This window comes from Phenylobacterium sp. (assembly GCF_028290885.1).
GTDB lineage: Bacteria > Pseudomonadota > Alphaproteobacteria > Caulobacterales > Caulobacteraceae > Phenylobacterium.
The window spans coordinates 1-2,944 of the sequence record NZ_JAQGIZ010000257.1 but is presented as its reverse complement, the minus strand read 5'-3'; the positions used below and the strand labels follow the sequence as shown (position 1 = coordinate 2,944).

At 74.6% G+C, this 2,944-nt stretch carries 3 protein-coding genes and 1 pseudogene; all 4 read left to right on the top strand.

What is annotated here, in order from left to right; all coding sequences use genetic code 11:
- Nucleotides 1-17: 17 nt before the first annotated feature.
- Nucleotides 18-1,307, top strand: a complete 1,290-nt coding sequence (locus JWP28_RS17285; protein WP_299544859.1) for an RsmB/NOP family class I SAM-dependent RNA methyltransferase — start codon at nucleotides 18-20, stop codon at nucleotides 1,305-1,307.
- 4 nt (nucleotides 1,308-1,311) lie between these two features.
- A complete protein-coding gene (locus JWP28_RS17280) occupies nucleotides 1,312-1,620 on the top strand; it encodes a hypothetical protein (RefSeq protein ID WP_299544857.1) in 309 nt (102 codons plus the stop codon).
- A gap of 44 nt (nucleotides 1,621-1,664) precedes the next feature.
- The gene (rpe, locus tag JWP28_RS17275) at nucleotides 1,665-2,330 is read left to right on the top strand and encodes a ribulose-phosphate 3-epimerase (RefSeq protein WP_299544856.1); all 666 of its coding nucleotides are present in this window, start codon (nucleotides 1,665-1,667) and stop codon (nucleotides 2,328-2,330) included.
- A gap of 14 nt (nucleotides 2,331-2,344) precedes the next feature.
- Nucleotides 2,345-2,944: pseudogene (locus JWP28_RS17270) on the top strand (heparinase); the annotation flags it as partial.

Sequence of the window (2,944 nt, the reverse complement as noted above, 5' to 3'; positions counted from 1 at the left end):
CAGGGCACGCCGCGCCGGTGAGCGAAACCCAGCCTAACGACAAAGCCGGCCTGCCGGCCCGCGCCGCAGCCCTCGACCTCCTGACCGCCGCGCTCGGCGGCCGCGCCGGCATGGACGAGGGCCTGAGCCACCCGGCGCTCGCCGCGTTGGACGGGCGCGACCGGGCCTTCGCCCGTGCGCTGGTGATGGCGACGCTGCGCCATCTCGGACCCATCGACTCGGCCCTGCAGTCCAAGGTGAAGAAGGCGCCGCCCGACAAGGTGGTGCAGGTGCTTCGCCTCGGCGTCGCCCAGGCTTTCCTGCTCAAGACCCCCGTCCACGCCGCCGTCGGCGCCTCGGTGGACCTGGTGGCGCAGGACAAGGGCCTGCAGATGTTCAAGGGGCTGGTGAACGCGGTGTTGCGCGGACTGGTGCGCGAGCCGCCGGCGCTGGACGATCCGGAGCTGCTGGCGCCCAGCTGGCTCTACGCCCGCTGGCGTGCGGCCTTCGGGGCGGACGAAGCGCGCAAGATCGCCGCGGCGATCGCGGTCGAGCCCGCCACGGACCTGTCGCTGAAAGACCCGGCGCGCGCCGCCGAACTCGCCGCGGCGCTGGAGGCTCAGGTCCTGCCCGGCGGTTCGCTGCGCACCGCCCGGCGCGGCGACCTCTCGACCTGGCCGGGGTTCGCCGAGGGCGCCTGGTGGGTGCAGGACGCCTCGGCCGCCATCCCCGCGCGCCTGCTGGCGGTGCAACCCGGCGAGAGCGCCCTCGACCTCTGCGCCGCGCCCGGCGGCAAGACCCTGCAGCTGGCGGCCGCGGGCGCGCAGGTCACCGCCGTCGACCGCGCTCCGGTCCGGCTGAAGCGGGTCGGCGAGAACCTCGCCCGCACGGGCCTCGCCGCCGAGACCGTGACGTCGGACGCCGCCATCTGGTCCGACCGGCGGACCTTCGATGCGGTGCTGCTCGACGCGCCCTGCTCAGCCACGGGGACCTTCCGGAGACACCCCGATGTGCTGTGGGCCGCCAAGCCCAGCGACGTCGCGGGCCTCGCCGCGGTGCAGTCGAAGCTGCTCGACGCCGCCGCCCGCCGCACCAAGTCCGGCGGCCGGCTGGTCTACTGCGTGTGCTCCCTGGAGCCGGAAGAGGGCGAAGGCCAGGTCGCGGCGTTCCTCGGCCGCACGCCCGGCGTCACGCTCGATCCGATCGCCGCAGGGGAGGGCGGGGCGCCCGCCGCGAGCCTGCGGCCCGACGGGACGCTCCGCATCCTGCCGCACCACACCGAAGGCGGGACGGACGGCTTCTACGTGGCGCGGTTCCGGAAGGCCTGAGAACATGCTGCCAGCGGTGATCGCGGTCTTGCTGCTGGCGCCGGCGCTCGGCGACTTCGGCAATGAGGCGGAGTCCCGCGAGCTTCGGCGCCTGCCGCACGACGTGCGGGCGCACATCGACCGCCAGCGCAGTTGCAACCACTGGGCCGGCGAGGAGCCCTACGACGCGGATCGTCGGCGTCAGATCGAGGCCACGGTCCGCGAATTACGCTGCGCGCGCCTCGAGCGGGAAGAACGCCAGCTACGCCGCCGCTATGCGCGCGTGCCGGCCGTCCTGAAGGCGATCAGCGACAACCGAGAGGTCGCGTACTAGCGCGCCCCTGGCTCCGGACCGCGCATCACGTTATGCGGACCCCCATGGCCCGCTCCGCCCCCCTCATCGCGCCCTCCATCCTGGCGGCGGATTTCGCGCGGCTGGGCGAGGAGGCGCGCGCCGTCGAGGCGGCCGGCGCCGACTGGCTGCACGTCGACGTGATGGACGGCCACTTCGTGCCCAACATCACCATCGGCCCGGACGTGGTGAAGGCGCTGCGGCCGCACGTGAATATCCTGCTCGACGTCCACCTGATGATCTCCCCGGCCGATCCCTACCTGGAGGCCTTCCGCGCCGCGGGCGCCGATATCCTCAGCGTCCATCCCGAGGCCGGGCCGCACCTCAACCGCACGCTGAAGCGGATCCGCGAGCTGGGGGCCAAGGCCGGGGTGGTGTTCAACCCCTCGACCGACCCGTCGGTGATCCAGTGGATGATGGACGACGTCGATCTGATCCTGGTGATGTCGATCAACCCGGGCTTCGGCGGCCAGAGCTTCATGGCCTCGCAGCTCGCCAAGATCGAGCGCCTGCGCGCGATGATCGACGCCACCGGCCGCGACATCCCGCTGGAGGTGGACGGCGGGGTGACGCCGGAGACGGCCCGGCAATGCGTCGCGGCGGGCGCCACGGTGCTGGTGGCCGGCACTGCGGTGTTCCGCGGCGGGCCTGGCGCCTACGCCGCCAACATCGCCGCCCTGCGCGGCGGCTGAGCGGAAGCGCGCCGATGACGGCGTCGGGCCTCGACCGCATCCCCGGAGGCTACCAGGCGCTGGCCGCCGCGGTCGCGGTGCGCCGCCGGGTCGGACTGGAGTGGGCGGCCTCACCGCTGCATCACCTGCTGCTGGCCGGCCCGCGACCCGACGGCCTCGCCGCAACGCCGAAGGACCTGCGGCCCGCCGATACCGAGGCCGGGCGGCGGATCCTGGCCGGCGCCTTCGTGTTCGCGGGCGAGACCCTGCAGACCGGCCCGCGCGGCGACCCCTGGGACCGGCCGAGCCCCGGCCGCCGGTTCGCCGTCGTCCTGCACCAGTTCGGCTGGCTCAGGGATCTCGCGGCGCTCGGCGACCCCGGCGCCTGGGAGGCGCTTCGCCTGACGCTCGGCTGGCGGCGTGTGTTCGGGCGCTGGAACGGCTTTTCCTGGGACCCGCCGGTGCTGGAGCGGCGGGTGTTCAACCTAGCCTGCGCCATCCGCGCGCTTTCCGCGCCCGCCTCCGACGCCGAGGCCGACCAGGTCGCCGGCGATCTCGCGCGGCAGGCCCGCTTCCTGCTCGCCGTCCGGGACGGGCCGCTGCGCGCGGCGGAGCGGGCCGCCGCCGCCGCCGTG